This window comes from Streptococcus mitis, assembly GCF_047465045.1.
Lineage (GTDB): Bacteria > Bacillota > Bacilli > Lactobacillales > Streptococcaceae > Streptococcus > Streptococcus mitis_DT.
This window is the reverse complement of record NZ_JASHAR010000004.1, coordinates 58,535-76,959: the sequence shown is the minus strand read 5'-3', so window position 1 is coordinate 76,959 and position 18,425 is coordinate 58,535. Positions and strand designations below refer to the sequence as shown.

Genomic DNA, 18,425 nt, shown 5'->3' with positions numbered 1-18,425 from the left:
TTCTCTTTTCTGAAAACTTTCTCCATTTTTCCATGAAATGTGGTAAAATAAAAGAAAGAAGCTGACAAAGGAGACGGGTATGGAACAAACATTTTTTATCATTAAACCAGACGGTGTAAAAAGAGGATTAGTGGGTGAGGTGTTGAAACGTATCGAACAACGTGGATTGACAATCGAAAAATTGGAGTTGCGTTCACAGCTTTCAGAAGAGTTAATTGACCAGCACTATCAGGACTTGGTTGGTCAAAGTTTTTACCCACCGATTCGTGAATTTATGACTTCAGGCCCAGTTCTTGTGGGTATCATTTCAGGCCCCAAAGTAATCGAAACTTGGCGTACTATGATGGGGGCAACTCGTCCAGAAGAAGCTTTACCAGGAACGATTCGAGGTGATTTTGCAAAAGCTGCTGGAGAAAATGAGGTTATCCAAAATGTTGTACATGGTTCAGATTCAGAAGAGTCAGCTAAGCGAGAAATTGCTCTTTGGTTTTAAGAGAAATAATAAAAGTTTGATGTAAGGGATACTTGCATCAAACTTTTTTGCATTTTAGAGTAGAAAACTGACAGTTGAGAAATATTTTAGCAATGGTAAGAATTTCTAGCCTATAATAAGAGCAAGTAGGGAGGAAGAATGATGGAAAAAATGAAAAAGCAAATTCGTGTTTTGTTATTGCTGACGTTTTTTGGTCTTAGTAGCTGTTCTTGTTTAAGTTTATCGACTTGGGCCTTGATGTTAAATCAAAACTGCTTCTATTATTTAGTTGGCATGTTGCTCCTTGCCAGTATTGGTGCAGGGCTAAACTACTATAGTGGACAGCGAAATCAATCTTATTCAGTTTTTAGAGCAGATAAGAAACAACTCTTGTATACTTTGTTACTCTTAGTAAACATTTTGGGTTTAGCTTTAATTGTCATAGAACATATCCTTGTAGGAAATACATCCGTAGAAGGATTTGTGGAAGCCTTTCTTCCGAGTTTCTTTTTCTTATTTGGTATTGATTTGTTAGTTTTTCTACCAATTCAGAAGTATGTAAATGGATTGAAAAAGATTTTGGGAAAGAAGGAAATGTGTTTTATTAGTGGACTAGCTATTCTAATCTTTCTCAGAAATCCTTGGATGCTATTATCCATGACCTTTTATATTACCTTGGGAATGCTATTTCTAGGACTATTGGTGCCAAAAGTCATTCGCTGGGAAGTTTCATTTTACAGTCATTTGATGAGAGATATCTTGTTAGTTGTCTTCTTGCTGTTTCTATTTTAAGAACAAAAAAAGAGATAGTTCTAGTTTTACAATTTATAATATGGAATTCACAGATAATATCTCGACAAAGGACAACTTTTTGGTATAATAGAAATATGTACACTAAAAACGAAGAAGAGTTACAGTCCTTAGGTGAACGTTTGGGCTACTTATTAGAAAAGAATGATGTTTTAATTCTAACTGGAGAACTTGGAGCAGGCAAAACGACCTTTACAAAAGGTCTAGCTAAAGGGTTACAGATTTTCCAGATGATTAAGAGTCCAACCTACACTATCGTAAGAGAGTATGAAGGTCGTCTTCCGCTTTACCACCTAGATGTTTATCGTATTGAGGGAGATGCGGATTCTATTGATTTGGATGAGTTTCTCTTTGGTGGTGGGGTAACTGTCATCGAGTGGGGACATCTTTTAGGTGATGCCTTGCCAGATAATTATTTAGAATTGGAAATTCTAAAAGAAGAAGACGGTCGCAGATTAAACTTCAAAGCCAAGGGTTTGCGTGCAGAAAAACTCTTAGAGGAGCTTCAACATGGAGTATGAATTGCTCATTAGAGAAGCAGAACCTAGTGATGCGGCTGAATTAGTGACATTTTTAAATCGTGTCAGTGTAGAAACAGATTTTACCAGTCTGGACAGGAATGGCATTTTGATGACAGATACTGAGATGGAGTTGTTTTTGGATAAACAGGCTCACTCGGAAAATCAAATCACTTTACTGGCCTTGCTGAATGATGAAATTGCTGGTCTTGTAAATATCACAGCTGATCAACGCAAGAGAGTTCGTCATATTGGAGATCTCTTTATTGTGATTGGTAAGAAGTATTGGAATAATGGACTGGGGAGTTTGTTACTTGAAGAAGTCATAGAATGGGCACAGGCTAGTGGCATTCTTCGTCGACTTCAACTTACTGTCCAAACTCGTAATCAGGCTGCAGTTTATCTATATCAAAAACATGGCTTTGTAATTGAAGGTAGACAAGAGCGCGGTGCGTACATAGAAGAAGGGGAATTTATCGATGTTTACCTGATGGGTAGGCTGATAGATTAATAGAAATATGGTTAAAAAAATTATTGGAATGGTGCTAGCTTTTCTAGCTGTGACGGTTTTGGGTGTGGGTGTTTTTGCTTATACTATTTATCAGCAAGGTACACAAACCTTATCAAAAACCTATAAAAAAATTGGAGAAGAAACCAATGTTATTGAGGCGACTGAACCATTAACGATTCTTTTGATGGGGGTTGATACTGGAAACGTGGAACGAACGGACCCTTGGGAGGGAAATAGTGATTCCATGATTCTCTTGACGGTGAATCCACATACTAAGAAAACCATGATGTTGAGTTTGGAACGTGACATCCTGACTAAAATTCAGCATAAAGATGGCCAGATTGAGGAAGCGAAGTTAAACGCTGCCTATGCTGGTGGTGGTGCAGAGTTAGCTATTTCAACCATTCAAAAGATGATGAATATCCATATCGATCGCTACATTATGGTTAATATGCAAGGATTGCAACAATTGGTAGATGCAGTGGGGGGGATTACGGTTAATAATACACTAGGTTTCCCAATTTCTATCAGTGACCAAGAAGAATTTAACACCATTTCTATTGGTGTTGGAGAACAGACAATAAATGGAGAAGAAGCGCTTGTTTATTCCCGCATGCGTTATCAAGACCCAGAAGGAGACTACGGACGTCAGAAGCGTCAGCGTGAAGTCATTCAAAAGGTTGTTGAAAAAGTTCTTAGTTTGAATAGCGTTAGTCACTATCAGTCTATCTTAAAAGCTTTAAGCACTAATATGCAGACTAATATTGATTTATCTGCGAAAAGTATTCCAAGCTTGTTGGGCTATAAAGATTCATTTAAAACCATTGAATCTCAACAATTAAAGGGCGAAGGAGAGATGTTGCAAGGTATTTCTTATCAGATTGTTTCAAGAGAGCATATGTTGGAAATGCAGAATATACTGCGACGTTCTTTGGGGCAAGAAGAAGTCACTCAGCTTGAAACAAATGTTGTCTTATTTGAAGATTTGTTTGGACGGGTGCCTGTTGGTGATGGGGAGAATCAACAACAAGGTGTTTTTGTAACAAATGAAGTAGAATAGTTCGTTTTTTAATACAAATAAAAAATTAATCGTGGGAAATTTCCTGCGATTTTTTCAAAAAAATACGAATAGATAGGTAGGAGGAAACATGAAAGCAGAAATCATTGCTGTTGGAACAGAGATTTTGACAGGGCAGATTGTCAATACCAATGCTCAGTTTTTATCGGAAAAACTAGCAGAGATTGGGGTAGACGTATATTTTCAGACGGCTGTAGGAGACAATGAAGCTCGTCTCTTGTCTTTGCTCGAAATTGCCAGTCAACGGAGCAATCTGGTGATTTTAACAGGTGGTTTGGGGCCAACTGAGGACGATTTGACCAAACAAACTTTGGCTAAATTCTTAGGGAAAGCATTAGTCTTCGATCCTCAGGCACAGGAGAAGTTGGATGTCTTTTTTGCCCAGCGACCAGACTATGCCCGAACATCGAATAACGAAAGACAAGCTCAAATTGTAGAAGGAGCGACTCCGCTGCCCAACGAAACAGGACTGGCTGTGGGAGGAATATTGGAAGTCGATGGAGTGACCTATGTCGTCCTTCCAGGTCCACCAAGTGAATTGAAACCTATGGTCTTAAACCAACTTCTACCCAAGTTGATGACAGGGAGCAAGTTGTATTCCCGAGTTCTTCGTTTCTTTGGAATTGGCGAAAGTCAGCTGGTGACGATTTTGGCTGATTTGATTGATAATCAAACAGATCCGACCTTGGCCCCTTATGCTAAGACAGGAGAAGTCACTCTGCGTCTGTCAACAAAGGCTAGCAGTCAAGAAGAGGCGAATCAAGCGCTGGATATCTTGGGAAATCAAATCTTGGACTGCCAGACTTTCGAAGGAATTTCTTTACGAGACCTCTGTTATGGTTATGGAGAGGAGGCTAGCTTGGCCAGCATTGTGGTAGAAGAACTGAAAAAACAAGGGAAAACTATCACGGCTGCAGAGAGTTTGACGGCAGGGCTTTTCCAAGCTACTGTGGCGGATTTTTCAGGAGCTTCAAGTATATTTAAGGGTGGTTTCGTGACCTATAGCCTGGAGGAAAAATCAAAGATGTTGGATATTCCTGTCAAGGACTTGGAAGAACAGGGTGTGGTATCTGAATTTACAGCTCAGAAGATGGCTGAGCAGGCACGAAGCAAGACCCAGTCAGATTTTGGCCTTAGTTTGACTGGAGTGGCAGGACCAGATAGCCTCGAAGGACACCCGGCTGGAACAGTCTTCATAGGCTTGGCACAGGAGCATGGAACTAAGGTCATCAAGGTTAATATTGGAGGTAGAAGTCGAGCAGATGTACGTCACATTGCGGTTATGCATGCCTTTAACCTAGTTCGCAAGGCTTTATTAAGTGACTAACTTTTGATATAATAGTAGATAGGTCTGAGGACCATTAGAATGTAGGAGAATAGAATGGCGAAAAAACCAAAAAAATTAGATGAAATTTCAAAAAAATTCGGGGCAGAACGTGAAAAAGCCTTGAATGACGCTCTTAAATTGATTGAGAAAGACTTTGGTAAGGGTTCAATCATGCGTTTGGGTGAACGTGCTGAGCAAAAGGTGCAAGTGATGAGCTCCGGTTCCTTGGCTCTTGATATTGCCCTTGGTTCAGGTGGTTATCCTAAGGGACGTATCATCGAAATCTACGGACCAGAGTCATCTGGTAAGACAACGGTTGCTCTTCATGCAGTTGCGCAAGCGCAAAAAGAAGGTGGAATTGCAGCCTTTATCGATGCGGAACATGCCCTCGATCCAGCTTATGCTGCGGCCCTTGGTGTCAACATTGACGAATTGCTCTTGTCTCAACCAGATTCAGGAGAGCAAGGTCTTGAGATTGCAGGAAAATTGATTGACTCAGGTGCTGTAGATCTTGTCGTGGTCGACTCAGTTGCTGCCCTTGTACCTCGTGCAGAAATTGATGGAGATATCGGAGATAGCCACGTTGGTTTGCAGGCTCGTATGATGAGCCAGGCCATGCGTAAGCTAGGTGCTTCTATCAATAAAACCAAAACAATTGCCATCTTTATCAACCAATTACGTGAAAAAGTTGGGGTCATGTTTGGAAATCCAGAAACAACTCCTGGTGGACGTGCTCTGAAATTTTACGCATCAGTCCGTTTGGATGTTCGTGGAAGTACGCAAATCAAGGGAACTGGTGACCAAAAAGACACCAACGTCGGTAAAGAAACTAAGATTAAGGTCGTGAAAAACAAGGTGGCTCCACCATTTAAGGAAGCCTTCGTGGAAATCATGTACGGAGAAGGGATTTCTAAGACTGGTGAACTTTTGAAGATCGCAAGCGATTTGGATATCATCAAAAAAGCAGGAGCTTGGTATTCTTATAAGGATGAGAAAATTGGGCAAGGTTCTGAAAATGCTAAGAAATACTTGGCAGATAATCCAGAAGTCTTTGATGAGATTGACCATCAAGTCCGTGTTCAATTTGGTTTGATTGATGGAGAGGAAGCTTCTGTAGAAGGTGTTGAAACTAAAAAAGATGAAGCAGTTCAAGCAGATTCTGTGAATGAAGAAGTAACTCTTGACCTAGGCGATGAGCTTGAAATCGAAATTGAAGAATAAGCTGTCAAAGTAGTGGAGGAATCCACTGCTTTTTTGGTTTTTGATTCAAGTTTTTAGATCATTTATAGTTTGCTGTTTCTTGTCGCTCCTCTAGAAAGCTGATATAATAGCCTTATGAATAAAAAACGAACAGTGGACCTGATACATGGTCCGATTCTTCCCTCGCTTTTGAGTTTTGCCTTTCCAATCTTGCTATCAAATATTTTTCAACAGCTCTATAATACTGCTGATGTCTTGATTGTTGGGCGATTTCTTGGTCAAGAATCCTTGGCTGCAGTAGGAGCGACGACAGCGATTTTTGACCTGATTGTAGGTTTTACTCTTGGTGTTGGTAATGGCATGGGAATTGTCATTGCCCGTTATTACGGGGCTCGGAATTTTATAAAAATTAAGGAAGCAGTAGCAGCCACCTGGATTTTAGGTGCTCTTTTGAGTGTTGTAGTTATGCTGCTGGGCTTTCTTGGTTTGTATCCTCTCTTGCAATACCTAGATACTCCTGCAGAAATCCTTCCTCAGTCTTATCAATATATTTCTATGATTGTAACCTGTGTTGGTGTCAGCTTTGCCTATAATCTTTTTGCAGGCTTGTTGCGGTCTATTGGGGACAGTCTGGCTGCGCTTGGTTTTTTGATTTTCTCTGCTCTGGTCAATGTGGTTCTGGATCTCTATTTTATTACGCAATTGCATCTTGGAGTTCAATCGGCGGGACTTGCTACCATCATTTCGCAGGGTTTATCAGCGGTTCTTTGCTTTTATTATATCCGTAAGAGTGTGCCTGAGCTACTCCCTCAACTCAAGCATTTCAAATGGGACAAGGCCTTATACGCCGATCTCTTGGAGCAAGGTTTGGCTATGGGCTTGATGAGTTCAATTGTGTCCATTGGTAGTGTGATTTTACAGTCTTCTGTTAATACCTTTGGAGCCGTGATTATTAGTGCTCAAACAGCAGCTCGACGCATTATGGCCTTCGCCCTTCTTCCCATGACCGCTATTTCCGCTTCGATGACGACCTTTGCTTCGCAGAATTTAGGTGCTAAGAGCCCAGACCGCATTGTCCAAGGTCTTAGAATCGGCAGTCGTTTAAGTATATCCTGGGCAGTTTTTGTTTGTATCTTCCTCTTTTTTGCCAGTCCAGCCTTGGTTTCCTTCTTAGCTAGTTCGACGGATAGCTACTTGGTAGGAAATGGCAGTCTCTATCTGCAAATCAGCTCAGCTTTTTATCCTATTTTGAGTCTCTTGTTAATTTATCGCAATTGTTTGCAGGGCTTGGGGCAAAAAATCCTTCCTCTGGTTTCTAGCTTTATCGAACTAATTGGGAAAATTGCTTTTGTGTGCTTGATTATCCCTTGGGCGGGCTATAAGGGAGTTATCCTTTGCGAACCCCTTATCTGGGTTGCCATGACTATCCAACTGTATTTCTCACTGTTTCGTCACCCCTTGATAAAAGAAGGTAAGGCCATCTTGGCAACAAAAGTGTCATCATAGCTCGATTTGCTGAATAAAATCCATTTCCTCTAGTGAAAATCGAAAAAACTTGTGTTATAATAAGAAAGATTAAAATGTGAAAAAAGGAGATTCCTAATGGGACGTAAATGGGCCAATATCGTAGCCAAGAAAACGGCTAAAGATGGAGCTAACTCTAAAGTATATGCAAAATTTGGTGTAGAAATCTATGTAGCAGCTAAAAAAGGTGATCCAGATCCAGAATCAAACTCAGCTTTGAAATTCGTTATCGACCGTGCTAAACAAGCCCAAGTGCCAAAACACGTTATCGATAAAGCTTTGGACAAGGCTAAAGGAAACACAGACGAAACCTTTACAGAAGGACGTTACGAAGGTTTTGGACCAAATGGTTCTATGCTGATTGTTGATACTTTGACTTCAAACGTTAACCGTACAGCGGCTAATGTCCGTGCAGCCTTTGGTAAAAACGGCGGAAACATGGGTGCTTCAGGTTCGGTTTCTTATCTCTTCGACAACAAGGGTGTTATCGTATTTGCAGGTGAAGATGCCGATGCAGTCTTTGAGCAATTGCTTGAAGCAGATGTGGATGTGGATGATGTAGAAGCAGAAGAAGGTACAATCACAGTTTACACAGCTCCAACTGACCTTCACAAGGCTATCGTTGCCCTTCGTGAGTCAGGTATTGAAGAATTCCAAGTGACCGAATTGGAAATGATTCCTCAGTCAGAAGTGGAATTGTCAGGCGATGACCTTGAAACCTTTGAAAAACTTTACAGCGTTCTTGAGGACGACGAAGACGTACAAAAGATCTACACAAACGTAGACGGATTCTAATTTAACCTAGTGAACATGATCCTAAGTGAAAAAATCACTTGGGATTTTTTGAATCAAGAAAAATAGTTCTCTAGGAAACTTTTTCTTGACATCCCTTTTCAAAGTGGTAAAATAGTTCTCATGGAAACTTGTTTAGTTCCTAGGAGAACTAAATGTGATAGTTAGAAAGGAGTTAGTATGGATAAACCGATGTTAGTCTTTAAGCGTTTTGGTCATCAGATTCACCTCATGGTGCAAAAGGAAGCCAAACGTTGTGGTATTGAATTTATGGGTGGGCCTCAAGGTCAGGTTGTTCGTTTTTTGGATAATCGTGAGAAAAACCAAGACTTGGTCTTGATTAAAGATATAGAGCAGGAACTCAATATTACCAAGTCTGTTGCTAGTAATTTGGTCAAGCGTATGGTGCAAAATGGTTTGGTGGAATTGGAGGCGAGTCCTAGCGATAAGCGGGCAAAATTTGTTCGTTTGACGGACAAAGCACGTTCTCAAATGCAGCAGGTTAAGGCCTTCTTTGAACGCATAGACAAGCAGTTGATGGAAGACATTGATGAAGATGAATTACTGATTTTTGAGAAAGTTCTCGGTCAACTACAGGCAAATATCAAGGGAATAGGAGGAGAGAATGAAGAAATTAGCCAAACGAATTAGTAGAAAAGAATGGGGGATGATTTTACTAGCCATTCTCTTTACTTGCTTTTCGGTCTATCTAGAGTTGGAAGTGCCGACCTATATCTCGAAAATTACGGATTTGCTAGGTAGTCAAGGAACTAATTTAGATGAGTTGTGGCAGCCGGCAAGCATGATGGTGGGAATGTCCTTTCTTGCCTTCTTGTCCGTAGTTGCAGTCGGATTTTTTGCATCCCGAGTGGCGGCTTCTTATACTAGTAGGCTGAGAAGTGATATTTTTAACCGAGTTTTGGATTACTCGCAGACAGAGATTAAGAAATTCTCTATTCCCAGTCTTTTAACTCGTACCACCAATGACATTACTCAAGTTCAAATGTTGATTACCATGGGCTTGCAAGTGGTAACACGTGGTCCGATTATGGCTATCTGGGCTATTGGGAAGATTTTAGGTCATTCAGAATACTGGCTCTGGGCCGTACTTGTGGCAGTGATTGTCAACGTCCTGATGACGACTGTTTTGATGACGCTAGCCTTTCCAAAACAATCCTTGATTCAGGGGCTGACAGATAAACTGAACAGTATCACTCGTGAAAGTTTAACAGGTATTCGTGTCGTTCGTGCCTACAATGCTGAAGAATACCAAAATGAAAAATTTGCAGCAGCCAATGATGAATTGACACGTTTGAATTTGTTTGTCAACCGTCTTATGGCTATTTTGAACCCTATCATGATGGGGATTTCAAGTGGTTTGAGTGTGGCGATTTACTGGATTGGGGCCTATGTGATTAACGACGCTGCTCCGATAGCACGTCTGCCTCTCTTTAGTGACATGATTGTTTTCATGTCTTATGCCATGCAGGTTGTCATGGGTTTCCTTCTCATGGGAGCACTTTTCATCGTTCTTCCCCGAACTATGGTCTCTGCTAAGCGGATTAATCAAGTTTTAGATTTGCATTCTTCTATCCAAAATCCTGCTCAAGTGCGAATGGCTGATGAAAACCTCAAAGGTCAGGTCGAGTTTAAGGATGTGACATTCCGATATGCGGCAAATTCGGAGGCGGTTATTGAGCATGTTAGCTTTAGAGCAGAAGCTGGTCAAACAGTGGCCTTCATTGGGTCAACGGGTTCAGGTAAATCAACTCTGGTCAATCTGATTCCACGTTTCTATGACGTATCAGCAGGAGAAATTCTGGTGGACGGTGTCAATGTTCAAGACTATGCTCTAGAAGATTTGCGCAACAAGGTTGGTTATATTCCACAAAAAGCTGTTCTCTTTTCAGGTGATGTCAAGGGTAATCTAGACTTTGGACAGGGTCAAGGAACACCGCTTAGTGAGCAGGCTATGTGGCAGGCTTTGGAGTTGGCCCAGTCTAAGAACTTTATCGAAGACAAGGAAGCGGGCTTAGAGTCAGAAGTGGCCCAAGGAGGAACCAACTTCTCAGGTGGTCAAAGACAGCGTCTGGCAATTGCGCGTGCCTTAGCTCGGAAGCCAGAAATCCTCATCTTTGATGACTCCTTCTCAGCCTTGGACTACAAGACAGACCGTGTCCTACGCCAAGAGCTAGCAGAGAAAACCAAGTCTATGACCAAGCTTATCGTCGCACAGCGTATTTCAACGATTATGGATGCAGATTTGATTTTGGTCTTGGATCAAGGAAAAGTCATGGGACAAGGCACCCACAAGGAACTTCTAGCTAATAACGAAGTTTACCAAGAAATTGCCTATTCACAACTATCGAAGGAGGAATTGGAACATGGAAAATAAGAAAATGTCTCTCTGGAAACAGAGTAAACCCTATCTTGCAGGCCTCCAGTTTGCCCTTCTGATAGCCTTTCTAGCAACAATCGTATCCAATATCGTTACTGTTTATGGGCCGACTCGCATCAAGGAAATGACCAATATCATTGCAAGTGGTCTAGAAACAAGTGTGGATGTCGTGGCGGTTGCAGCTATTGGTGGTTTTTTGGCCGTGATTTATGTGATCGGACTTCTATCAAATTATTTGCAGGCCTTTCTGTTTACTACAGTCATTCAACGTTTTTCAGAGCGTTTGAGAAGAGCCATTGCAGAGAAAATCAATAGCCTACCATTGGGATATTTTGATGGACATTCTCAAGGAGATACCTTGTCTCGTGTAACCAATGACGTTGACACTGCAGCCCAGTCCCTTAATCAAAGTCTGGGAACAGTTCTTTCATCCACTTTACTGGTCGTGGCAGTCTTGGTAACCATGTTTGGGATGAACTGGATTTTAGCCTTGGTGACGGTTGTGTCAACCCTTATTGGTTTTGTTTTTGTATCCGTCTTTATGGGCAAATCACAGGGCTTTTTTAAGAGTCAGCAACAGGATTTGGCAGCTGTCAATGGTTATGTGGAGGAAATGTACTCTGGCCATAATGTGGTGACCAGTTACAATGCTATCGAGAGCACGAAAGAAGAATTTGCGAAATTAAACAATCGTCTGTATGATAGTATCTGGAAATCTCAATTTATTTCAGGAATTATGATGCCGATTATGATGTTTATTGGGAACTTTAGCTATGCCTTGGTGATTATTGTTGGTGCAGCCTTGGCTCTGAATGGACAGATTAGTATCGGGATTATCGTTGCCTTTATGGCCTACGTTCGTATCTTTTCTCAGCCTCTTTCACAAATTGCCCAAGGGATTACTAGTCTTCAGCAGGCTAGTGCAGCCATGGGACGTGTCTTCGAATTCCTAGCTGAAGAGGAAATGGAAGACGAATCCCATAAAGAAAGACAATTGAGCGATATGAAAGGTCAAGTAGTCTTTGATCGAGTCTCCTTTGGTTATACACCAGAGCGAACTATTATCCATGACTTTTCTGCGACCGCACATGCAGGTCAAAAGGTTGCCATTGTCGGACCGACAGGAGCTGGTAAGACAACCATTGTCAATCTTTTGATGAAGTTCTATGAAATTGATAAGGGAAGTATCCGCATTGATGGTGTGGATACCAAAGAGATGAAGCGTTCGGAAGTACATGATGCCTTTTCAATGGTCTTGCAGGATACTTGGCTCTTTGAAGGGACCATTCGCGACAATCTCATCTATAACCAAGAGGGTATTAGTGATGAGCGCGTGATCGAAGCCAGCAAGGCTGTAGGGATTCACCACTTTATTATGACCCTACCAGATGGTTACGATACCATCTTGGATGATACAGTGACCTTGTCTGTCGGACAAAAACAACTCTTGACCATTGCTCGTGCTTTGCTGAAAGATGCGCCACTCCTAATCCTAGATGAAGCGACTTCTTCTGTTGATACCCGTACAGAGGAATTGATTCAGAAAGCTATGGATCGTTTGATGGAGGGCAGAACTTCCTTTGTCATCGCCCACCGCTTGTCTACTATCCGAAATGCTGATCTGATTCTGGTCATGAAAGATGGCAATATCATCGAGCAAGGCAATCATGATGAGCTAATGGCGCAAGCTGGTTTCTACGCTGACCTCTATAACAGTCAATTTACAGAAGATGAAGCAGAAGAATAAACCCAAAGAAGGCTTGACGGCCTTCTTTTTCTTATTTATACTAGAATACATAGAAAGAGAGAAGTATGAGTCAGAAATTATACAATATGAAATTTGCTGCGGTCTATCTAGCCTTGGTTGCAAAGGTTGAGCGAAAGGGTGGAAGGGCAGAGTCAGTTCATCAAGTGACCAGTTGGTTGACAGGGTATGAAGTGAGTGACGTCCTCGCTTGTCTGGATAGAGATGTTACCTATGGAGATTTTTTTCGACAAGCACCATATTATGTTCCTGAACGAATTGCGATTACAGGGAAGATTTGCGGTGTCCGTATTGAGGAAATTGATGATCCTTTGTTGCAAGAAATACGTCGCTTGGACAAATTAGTAGATTGGCTTGCCAAGGGGAAAACATCTCAACAAGTTCTAGAAAAGTATGAGAAATTGAAATGAAAAATTATCAAGAATGGTATGGCCACGTTGCTGCTAACATTAAAAATAAGCCCTTTCTTCTGAGCTTGTTAAGAACTTTCAATCGGTTCATGACGGCAGTTATGCCTATGATTTATCTAACCTTGTTAGCCACTACCTACTTCCAAGAAGGACTTGGTAAACAGGTCTTGATCTATGTGTGTATCCCTGCATCAGGCTTTGTGATTTTGTCCTTTCTTCGTAAGAAAATCAATACCCCTAGGCCTTATGAGGAATGGACTGTTAAACCCTTGCTTGACAGAGATAGTCCTGGTCAGTCAATGCCCAGTCGTCATGTCTTTTCAGCAACCATTATCTCCATGGCTTGCTTACATGCTAGTTTATCTGTAGGGGTTATCTCGTTGGTCTTGTCAGCCCTCCTCGGTCTCGTGAGAGTCTTAGGTGGAGTGCATTTTCCCAAGGATGTAGTGGTTGGTTATATTTGTGGTCTTGCGTGGGGTGTGCTTTTCTTTCTATTTTGAATTGTAAGTTAAGCTGGTCCTACAACCACTTACGGGTCTAAAGTAACCACTTGCTTTTTTGCTCTTGTTTTCTTATTTTGGCTTTGATATAGTAGAGTCAGAAAGGAGATGGAATGAAGTTACGAATCGAAATTGACAGCAATTTAGAGGAAACTGAAATTGTCATCAAGGCAGCGGCTTTGACAGATGAGATTGCGGATTTACAGCGCCTCTTGCAAGAATCCAAGTCTCCTCGGTTGATTTTTTACAAGGGGACGGGTGAATATTATCTGGACTTGTCGGAAATTCTTTTCTTTGAAACAGAGGGGAACAAGATTTACGCCCATACCCAGAAAGATGCCTACGAGGTTCGACTTAAACTCTATGAGTTAGAGTCTATCCTGCCCCGTTATTTCAGTCGAGTATCCAAGTCGACCATTGCTAATATTCGGCAAGTTTACTCGGTTGACAAGTCCTTTTCAGGAACGGGCACCATTTCCTTTTATCAAACCCACAAGGAGGTTCATGTCTCACGGCATTACCAATCCCTCCTAAAAGAAAATCTAAGAAACATGAGGTAAGAACATGAAAAAGAAAGCATTTGGTATTGTGTTGCTAGTATTGGCAGCTTTAATATTATTACAAGGAAATTTTGGAATCCCTTCATTCGGTGGGCAAATTTGGCCCTTGCTTGGTATTGCATTTTTTGCCTATCAATCAGTTGGAGCTTTGTTGCGTCGTCACTTAACTTCAGCCTCTTTTACAGCTCTAGTAGCCTTAATGATTGCTAACCACTTTTATGGCATTTTACCAATTCCTAATCAGTCATTGTTCTGGGCAAGTATTTTAATCGTAATGGGTGTCAGCGCACTCACTCATTCTAACAGAACTTGGAATGGGAAAAAATGGTGGTATGATGGTAAAAAGACCATTCTTACAGATAAGGAAGTTGCTTTTGGGACTGGGACTTTCTACAAGCAAAATCAAGAATTGGTAGACGACCAAGTAGAAGTTGGTTTTGGAAATGCCAAAATCTATTATGACAATGCAGAGATTTTAGGAGATAGCGCAACCTTGAAGATAGAAGTCGGATTTGGGAATGTAGTTATCTACGTGCCTCAACACTGGAGAGTAGATCTAAAGGTAGAGACTTTTTGTGGAGCAGCCAAGGCAGATGCCCCTCTAGCCCCAACTAGCAAAACTTTGATTATCCGTGGAGATGTGGCTTTTGGGAAATTAGGAGTTGTTTACGTTAAATAAAAAAATCTTTCAATCCCCTTGCCAAAACAGAGAAAGTGTGATAACATAGTACAGTATGTGGTGCTAGCACATCCGCTATATTAGATCTAATAGGAGGAAAACACAAATGGCTAAAGTATGTTACTTTACAGGTCGTAAGACTGTATCAGGAAACAACCGTTCACACGCGATGAACCAAACAAAACGTGCCGTAAAACCAAACCTTCAAAAAGTTACTGTTCTTATCGATGGTAAACCTAAAAAAGTTTGGGCTTCAGCTCGTGCTTTGAAATCAGGTAAAGTTGAACGCGTTTAATAATAAAAGTAAGGAGACCTTAGGGTCTTTTTTCTTTTACTGTAGGTATAAAATCATTTGAAAAACGGAGTAAATATCCGCTGATACAGTATTCTGCTTTTACACTTGGGCTGAAATATGATAAAATAGAGTATCAACTAGTTGAGGTAAAAAGGATGACTGTAAAAATTAATACAAAAGATGGTCAAATCGAACTAACAGATGAAGTGATTGCAACCGTCGTAGGTGGAGCAGCAACTGAGATTTTTGGTGTGGTCGGTATGGCTAGTAAAAATGCCCTCAAAGATAATTTCCAAGCCCTTCTAGGTAAGGAAAATTATTCCAAAGGTGTCGTCGTAAAGGCGGCCGAAGATGGCAGTATTGCAGTTGATGTATATACCGTGTTGAGCTACGGAACAAAGATTAGCGAAGTGTCAAAAAACATTCAAGAGCGTGTTCGTTTTAGTTTGGAAAACCAACTTGGAATTACTGCTCAGACTGTAAATGTCTACATTCAAAATATCAAAGTTGTAGGAGAATAACCGTGTCAAAAATTACTACTAGCTTATTTCAAGAAATGGTGCAGGCTGCATCAACTCGCTTGAATAAGCAAGCTGAATATGTCAATTCATTAAACGTCTTTCCAGTTCCAGATGGAGATACTGGAACAAACATGGGAATGACCATTGAAAATGGAGCTAAAGAAGTTGCAGACAAGCCAGCTTCTACAGTTGGCGAGGTAGCGAGCATTCTTGCCAAAGGTCTTTTGATGGGTGCGCGTGGAAACTCAGGCGTTATTACGTCTCAGCTTTTCCGTGGATTTTCACAAGCTATTAAGGATAAAGACGAGTTAACAGGTCAAGACTTGGCCCTCGCCTTCCAATCAGGTGTGGAAGTTGCCTATAAGGCAGTGATGAAGCCAGTTGAAGGAACGATTTTGACGGTTTCTCGTGGTGCTGCTATCGGTGCTAAGAAAAAAGCTGAGCAAACAGATGATGCTGTTGAAGTCATGCGCGCAGCCTTGGAAGGTGCTAAAACAGCACTAGCTAAAACGCCAGACATGCTTCCAGTATTGAAAGAAGTTGGCGTTGTGGACTCAGGTGGTCAAGGTCTGGTCTTCATCTACGAAGGTTTCCTTTCAGCCCTTACTGGCGAATATATTGCATCCGAGGACTTTGTAGCGACTCCTGCCAACATGAGTGAGATGATCAATGCAGAACACCACAAGTCAGTAGCTGGTCACGTAGCGACTGAGGACATCACCTTTGGTTACTGTACTGAAATCATGGTAGCTCTTAAGCAAGGTCCAACCTATGCCAAAGATTTTGACTACGACGAATTCCGTAACTACTTGAATGAGCTTGGGGATTCTCTCCTTGTTGTCAATGATGATGAAATCGTCAAAGTCCATGTCCATACAGAAGATCCAGGACTTGTTATGCAAGAAGGTCTCAAATATGGTAGCTTGGTCAAGGTAAAAGTTGACAATATGCGTAACCAACACGAAGCACAGGTTGAGAAAGAAGCTGCTCAAGTTAGCAAACCAGCTGAAGAAAAAGAATATGCTTTGATTGCTGTGGTGGCTGGTAAAGGTCTAGCAGATATCTTCCGTTCTCAAGGTGTGGATTATGTTATCGAAGGCGGTCAAACTATGAACCCTTCAACAGAAGACTTTATCAAGGCTGTTGAACAGGTCAACGCTCGTAACATCATCTTCCTGCCAAACAACAAAAACATCTTCATGGCAGCTCAATCTGCAGCAGAAGTTTTGGAGCAACCAGCAGTAGTGGTGGAAGCTCGCACTCTTCCCCAAGGTTTGACAAGTCTTCTTGCCTTTGATCCAAGCAAGTCAATCGAAGAAAACCAAGAGCGTATGACTGCTACTCTTAGCGATGTTGTTAGTGGAAGCGTCACAACAGCTGTGCGTGATACAACCATTGATGGCTTAGAAATCCATGAAAACGATAATCTTGGTATGGTTGATGGGAAAATCCTCGTGTCAAACCCTGATATGCATCAAACCTTGACAGAAACCTTGAAACATATGTTGGATGAAGATAGTGAAATTGTAACCTTCTATGTCGGTGAAGATGGAAGCGAAGAACTTGCCAATGAAATTGCTCAAGAAATCGCAGAAGAATTCGAAGACGTTGAAGTCGAGATTCACCAAGGACAACAACCAGTTTACCCATACCTATTTAGTGTGGAATAAAAATTTAATAGATTAAAAAGAAAGTTGATTTTGCAACTTTCTTTTTTTATGACATTTGTCATACCTCCTCATGACAGAAGCTTCTAGTGATTCTACCTTTAAAGAATTATACTAGATGTATCAAATGGAGGAAGAAAAAAATGAAACATAAAGTAATTGTCGCAATGAGTTTAGTAGCAGCAGGAGTCATGACTTATCTCATGTTCTCAGGATTGGATGAAGATTTCTATCATTTTCCTTGGGAGCTATTTGCAGGATTTGGAATGATGTCCTGGCTTATCCGAGAAGGTTTGAAATTAGTCTCAGATGTGAAAAAGGAGTTTGAAAAATGAAAAAAGCGATTCTCTATCTCTTTATTGCACTATCACTAGTGGTATGGTTGGTAGAAATGTTTACAGGTTGGTTTGATCAAGCCTTCCTTCACCAATTCATCCGTGGTGCCTGGGGACTAGGATTTATGATTTTTATCGCCTTTCCTATGGGAGAGGAGTGGCTGAAAGGAGAATATCATGAACATGATTAAGGTAGAAAGCCTAAATAAAAACATCAAGAGTAAGGCTATTTTGAAGGATATTTCCTTTGAGGTAGCTGAAGGCGAATGCGTCGCCTTGATTGGGCCAAATGGTGCTGGAAAGACAACACTCTTGGACTGTTTGCTCGGAGATAAACTGGTCACCAGTGGTCAAGTATCTATTCAAGGTTTACCAGTGACGAGTTCTCAGTTAGACTACATAAGATCCTATCTCCCTCAAGAAAATGTCATCGTTCAGAAACTAAAGGTAAAAGAGTTGATTGCTTTCTTTCAAAGTATTTATCCAAATCCCTTGAGCAATCAGGAGATCGATCAACTATTGCAGTTTGACAAGCAACAAAAAGAGCAATTTGCAGAAAAATTGTCAGGTGGGCAAAAGCGTCTTTTCTCTTTTGTCTTGACCTTGATTGGCCGACCAAAACTTGTCTTTTTAGATGAGCCAACTGCGGCCATGGATACCTCAACCCGCCAACGTTTTTGGGAAATTGTTCAGGATCTAAAAGCGCAGGGAGTTACCATTCTCTATTCGTCCCATTACATCGAAGAAGTAGAGCATACAGCTGATCGGATTTTGGTCTTGAATAAGGGAAAGTTGATTCGCGATACAACACCTCTAGCCATGCGCAGTGAGGAGATTGAAAAGCACTTTATTCTTCCTCTAGCCTATAAGGAAGTTGTCGAACAGTCAAACTTGGTTGAAAACTGGTCACAAAAACAGGATGCTTTACAAGTAGTCACACGCGAAGCAGATGCTTTCTGGGAACTGTTAGTTCAAGCAGGATGTAGCATACAAGAAATCGAAGTCAATAATCGTAGCTTGTTGGATACAATCTTTGAAGAAACACAAAAGGGAGATGACTAAG

The 18,425-nt window shown here is 41.2% G+C and carries 22 protein-coding genes; all 22 read left to right on the top strand.

The annotated features are described in order from the left end of the window. Positions 1–79: 79 nt before the first annotated feature. The 22 genes from ndk (at position 80) to QM409_RS03805 (ending at position 18,424) form a co-directional block, all read left to right on the top strand. Complete coding sequence (ndk, locus tag QM409_RS03910; protein WP_153208818.1) at positions 80–493, top strand: nucleoside-diphosphate kinase; 414 nt, start codon at positions 80–82, stop codon at positions 491–493. A gap of 141 nt (positions 494–634) precedes the next feature. Beyond that, positions 635–1,264 (top strand): hypothetical protein, encoded by a 630-nt coding sequence (locus tag QM409_RS03905; protein WP_049542585.1) that lies wholly within the window; start codon positions 635–637, stop codon positions 1,262–1,264. 95 nt (positions 1,265–1,359) lie between these two features. After that, on the top strand, positions 1,360–1,803 hold the full coding sequence (gene tsaE / locus QM409_RS03900) for a tRNA (adenosine(37)-N6)-threonylcarbamoyltransferase complex ATPase subunit type 1 TsaE (protein ID WP_414305338.1): 444 nt from the start codon (positions 1,360–1,362) through the stop codon (positions 1,801–1,803). Next, positions 1,793–2,311: a GNAT family N-acetyltransferase gene (locus QM409_RS03895; protein WP_060627456.1), complete on the top strand. Its 519-nt coding sequence runs from the start codon at positions 1,793–1,795 to the stop codon at positions 2,309–2,311. The genes tsaE and QM409_RS03895 overlap by 11 nt, the downstream gene beginning before the upstream one ends. A 7-nt stretch (positions 2,312–2,318) precedes the next feature. Then, positions 2,319–3,371, top strand: a complete 1,053-nt coding sequence (gene brpA, locus QM409_RS03890; RefSeq protein WP_060627458.1) for a biofilm formation/cell division transcriptional regulator BrpA — start codon at positions 2,319–2,321, stop codon at positions 3,369–3,371. A gap of 88 nt (positions 3,372–3,459) precedes the next feature. Continuing rightward, on the top strand, positions 3,460–4,716 hold the full coding sequence (locus QM409_RS03885; RefSeq protein WP_261265893.1) for a competence/damage-inducible protein A: 1,257 nt from the start codon (positions 3,460–3,462) through the stop codon (positions 4,714–4,716). A 54-nt stretch (positions 4,717–4,770) separates the two neighbouring features. Continuing rightward, positions 4,771–5,937, top strand: a complete 1,167-nt coding sequence (gene recA / locus QM409_RS03880) for a recombinase RecA (RefSeq protein WP_060627462.1) — start codon at positions 4,771–4,773, stop codon at positions 5,935–5,937. A 114-nt stretch (positions 5,938–6,051) separates the two neighbouring features. Next, positions 6,052–7,422 (top strand): MATE family efflux transporter, encoded by a 1,371-nt coding sequence (locus tag QM409_RS03875; protein WP_060627463.1) that lies wholly within the window; start codon positions 6,052–6,054, stop codon positions 7,420–7,422. Between the two features lie 96 nt (positions 7,423–7,518). Continuing rightward, a complete protein-coding gene (locus QM409_RS03870; RefSeq protein ID WP_000532882.1) occupies positions 7,519–8,235 on the top strand; it encodes a YebC/PmpR family DNA-binding transcriptional regulator in 717 nt (238 codons plus the stop codon). Between the two features lie 177 nt (positions 8,236–8,412). Continuing rightward, complete coding sequence (locus QM409_RS03865; protein WP_084864769.1) at positions 8,413–8,883, top strand: MarR family winged helix-turn-helix transcriptional regulator; 471 nt, start codon at positions 8,413–8,415, stop codon at positions 8,881–8,883. Then, complete coding sequence (locus QM409_RS03860) at positions 8,858–10,627, top strand: ABC transporter ATP-binding protein (protein WP_414305339.1); 1,770 nt, start codon at positions 8,858–8,860, stop codon at positions 10,625–10,627. The genes QM409_RS03865 and QM409_RS03860 overlap by 26 nt, the downstream gene beginning before the upstream one ends. Beyond that, a complete protein-coding gene (locus tag QM409_RS03855) occupies positions 10,617–12,377 on the top strand; it encodes an ABC transporter ATP-binding protein (RefSeq protein WP_414305340.1) in 1,761 nt (586 codons plus the stop codon). Before QM409_RS03860 ends, QM409_RS03855 begins: the two co-directional genes overlap by 11 nt. Before the next feature lie 65 nt (positions 12,378–12,442). After that, a complete protein-coding gene (locus tag QM409_RS03850) occupies positions 12,443–12,805 on the top strand; it encodes a DUF2200 domain-containing protein (protein WP_414305341.1) in 363 nt (120 codons plus the stop codon). Then, positions 12,802–13,305 carry a phosphatase PAP2 family protein gene (locus QM409_RS03845; protein WP_185757713.1) on the top strand — a complete coding sequence of 168 codons (504 nt, stop codon included), beginning with the start codon at positions 12,802–12,804 and terminating at the stop codon, positions 13,303–13,305. Before QM409_RS03850 ends, QM409_RS03845 begins: the two co-directional genes overlap by 4 nt. A gap of 113 nt (positions 13,306–13,418) precedes the next feature. Further along, positions 13,419–13,865, top strand: coding sequence for a LytTR family DNA-binding domain-containing protein (locus QM409_RS03840; protein WP_020901878.1), 447 nt, complete (start codon positions 13,419–13,421; stop codon positions 13,863–13,865). A gap of 4 nt (positions 13,866–13,869) precedes the next feature. Continuing rightward, positions 13,870–14,544 (top strand): LiaF transmembrane domain-containing protein, encoded by a 675-nt coding sequence (locus QM409_RS03835; RefSeq protein WP_414305342.1) that lies wholly within the window; start codon positions 13,870–13,872, stop codon positions 14,542–14,544. Between the two features lie 106 nt (positions 14,545–14,650). Further along, complete coding sequence (gene rpmB / locus QM409_RS03830) at positions 14,651–14,839, top strand: 50S ribosomal protein L28 (protein WP_001140948.1); 189 nt, start codon at positions 14,651–14,653, stop codon at positions 14,837–14,839. Positions 14,840–14,994: 155 nt separating this feature from the next. Then, the gene (locus QM409_RS03825; protein ID WP_000216437.1) at positions 14,995–15,360 is read left to right on the top strand and encodes an Asp23/Gls24 family envelope stress response protein; all 366 of its coding nucleotides are present in this window, start codon (positions 14,995–14,997) and stop codon (positions 15,358–15,360) included. Between the two features lie 2 nt (positions 15,361–15,362). Beyond that, on the top strand, positions 15,363–17,030 hold the full coding sequence (locus QM409_RS03820) for a DAK2 domain-containing protein (RefSeq protein WP_084888212.1): 1,668 nt from the start codon (positions 15,363–15,365) through the stop codon (positions 17,028–17,030). 140 nt (positions 17,031–17,170) lie between these two features. After that, positions 17,171–17,362 carry a hypothetical protein gene (locus tag QM409_RS03815; RefSeq protein WP_012972435.1) on the top strand — a complete coding sequence of 64 codons (192 nt, stop codon included), beginning with the start codon at positions 17,171–17,173 and terminating at the stop codon, positions 17,360–17,362. After that, positions 17,359–17,553, top strand: coding sequence for a hypothetical protein (locus QM409_RS03810; protein WP_414305343.1), 195 nt, complete (start codon positions 17,359–17,361; stop codon positions 17,551–17,553). Before QM409_RS03815 ends, QM409_RS03810 begins: the two co-directional genes overlap by 4 nt. Next, positions 17,540–18,424 (top strand): ABC transporter ATP-binding protein, encoded by an 885-nt coding sequence (locus QM409_RS03805; protein ID WP_414305344.1) that lies wholly within the window; start codon positions 17,540–17,542, stop codon positions 18,422–18,424. The genes QM409_RS03810 and QM409_RS03805 overlap by 14 nt, the downstream gene beginning before the upstream one ends. The last annotated feature ends 1 nt before the right edge of the window (position 18,425 follow it).

What these genes read in the sequence shown, in the direction of transcription:
- ndk (WP_153208818.1), top strand. Translation starts at nt 80, where the DNA reads ATGGAACAAACATTTTTTATCATTAAACCAGACGGTGTAAAAAGAGGA.
- QM409_RS03905 (WP_049542585.1), top strand. Translation starts at nt 635, where the DNA reads ATGGAAAAAATGAAAAAGCAAATTCGTGTTTTGTTATTGCTGACGTTT.
- tsaE (WP_414305338.1), top strand. Translation starts at nt 1,360, where the DNA reads ATGTACACTAAAAACGAAGAAGAGTTACAGTCCTTAGGTGAACGTTTG.
- QM409_RS03895 (WP_060627456.1), top strand. Translation starts at nt 1,793, where the DNA reads ATGGAGTATGAATTGCTCATTAGAGAAGCAGAACCTAGTGATGCGGCT.
- brpA (WP_060627458.1), top strand. Translation starts at nt 2,319, where the DNA reads ATGGTTAAAAAAATTATTGGAATGGTGCTAGCTTTTCTAGCTGTGACG.
- QM409_RS03885 (WP_261265893.1), top strand. Translation starts at nt 3,460, where the DNA reads ATGAAAGCAGAAATCATTGCTGTTGGAACAGAGATTTTGACAGGGCAG.
- recA (WP_060627462.1), top strand. Translation starts at nt 4,771, where the DNA reads ATGGCGAAAAAACCAAAAAAATTAGATGAAATTTCAAAAAAATTCGGG.
- QM409_RS03875 (WP_060627463.1), top strand. Translation starts at nt 6,052, where the DNA reads ATGAATAAAAAACGAACAGTGGACCTGATACATGGTCCGATTCTTCCC.
- QM409_RS03870 (WP_000532882.1), top strand. Translation starts at nt 7,519, where the DNA reads ATGGGACGTAAATGGGCCAATATCGTAGCCAAGAAAACGGCTAAAGAT.
- QM409_RS03865 (WP_084864769.1), top strand. Translation starts at nt 8,413, where the DNA reads ATGGATAAACCGATGTTAGTCTTTAAGCGTTTTGGTCATCAGATTCAC.
- QM409_RS03860 (WP_414305339.1), top strand. Translation starts at nt 8,858, where the DNA reads ATGAAGAAATTAGCCAAACGAATTAGTAGAAAAGAATGGGGGATGATT.
- QM409_RS03855 (WP_414305340.1), top strand. Translation starts at nt 10,617, where the DNA reads ATGGAAAATAAGAAAATGTCTCTCTGGAAACAGAGTAAACCCTATCTT.
- QM409_RS03850 (WP_414305341.1), top strand. Translation starts at nt 12,443, where the DNA reads ATGAGTCAGAAATTATACAATATGAAATTTGCTGCGGTCTATCTAGCC.
- QM409_RS03845 (WP_185757713.1), top strand. Translation starts at nt 12,802, where the DNA reads ATGAAAAATTATCAAGAATGGTATGGCCACGTTGCTGCTAACATTAAA.
- QM409_RS03840 (WP_020901878.1), top strand. Translation starts at nt 13,419, where the DNA reads ATGAAGTTACGAATCGAAATTGACAGCAATTTAGAGGAAACTGAAATT.
- QM409_RS03835 (WP_414305342.1), top strand. Translation starts at nt 13,870, where the DNA reads ATGAAAAAGAAAGCATTTGGTATTGTGTTGCTAGTATTGGCAGCTTTA.
- rpmB (WP_001140948.1), top strand. Translation starts at nt 14,651, where the DNA reads ATGGCTAAAGTATGTTACTTTACAGGTCGTAAGACTGTATCAGGAAAC.
- QM409_RS03825 (WP_000216437.1), top strand. Translation starts at nt 14,995, where the DNA reads ATGACTGTAAAAATTAATACAAAAGATGGTCAAATCGAACTAACAGAT.
- QM409_RS03815 (WP_012972435.1), top strand. Translation starts at nt 17,171, where the DNA reads ATGAAACATAAAGTAATTGTCGCAATGAGTTTAGTAGCAGCAGGAGTC.
- QM409_RS03810 (WP_414305343.1), top strand. Translation starts at nt 17,359, where the DNA reads ATGAAAAAAGCGATTCTCTATCTCTTTATTGCACTATCACTAGTGGTA.
- QM409_RS03805 (WP_414305344.1), top strand. Translation starts at nt 17,540, where the DNA reads ATGAACATGATTAAGGTAGAAAGCCTAAATAAAAACATCAAGAGTAAG.